The organism is Shewanella sp. MBTL60-007, assembly GCF_019654915.1.
In the GTDB taxonomy this organism is placed as follows: domain Bacteria; phylum Pseudomonadota; class Gammaproteobacteria; order Enterobacterales; family Shewanellaceae; genus Shewanella.
This window is the reverse complement of sequence record NZ_BPET01000165.1, coordinates 1-709: the sequence shown is the minus strand read 5'-3', so window position 1 is coordinate 709 and position 709 is coordinate 1. Positions and strand designations below refer to the sequence as shown.

Below are 709 nucleotides of genomic sequence, written 5' to 3'. Positions count from 1 at the left end.
ATAGCTATAAAGCAAAAGAGTCAATTATGCACATGCTATGGGAGCAGGAGAACTGGCTTGAACTCTATCTAAAAAAGCCGGATACGGCGCAAGCTAGCGCTCAATTTGAACCAAGCCGACCAAACAAAGCATACGTGACATTCCACTAGTGACGGCGGTGGCTAACAGTATCAATCTTTAAGTTAGCCACAGACTCTTGAATATTTAGGACAGTCTGGACATGACAAACTCAAATTCGATAACTCGCTTATCGGCTATTAACTCAAACCTAGGTCTGTTTAGTGCCTACCTATTAAGTACAGCTCTATTATGTACTGCGCTATTAAGCAAAGAGGCCGCTGCGGAAACTGACGACCCCTTCGCACCTATTATTGCAGCTGAATACCTACCTAAGAATATTATCTACTTAATTGGTGACGGTATGGGGCCAGCTTATACCAGTGCCTATCGCTACTATAGTGATAACCCACAAACCCAAAGAGTCGAGAAGACTATCTTCGATAAGCTACTGGTCGGCATGTCGAGTACCTATCCAGACGATGACACCTATGTCACCGACTCGGCAGCCGCAGCGACGGCACTCGCTACTAGCTATTAGAGCTATACTGGCGCAATCTCCGTTGACCACCAGCACGGGCCGTTTCCCACACTACTTGAGATGGCAAAAACGCAGGGGAAGACGACTGCTGTGGTGGTCACCTCACAGATT

Annotated in this window: 1 pseudogene; it reads left to right on the top strand. The window is 46.8% G+C overall.

The annotated features are described in order from the left end of the window. Positions 1-220 precede the first annotated feature (220 nt). Positions 221-709: pseudogene (locus K5Q92_RS23860) on the top strand (alkaline phosphatase); the annotation flags it as partial.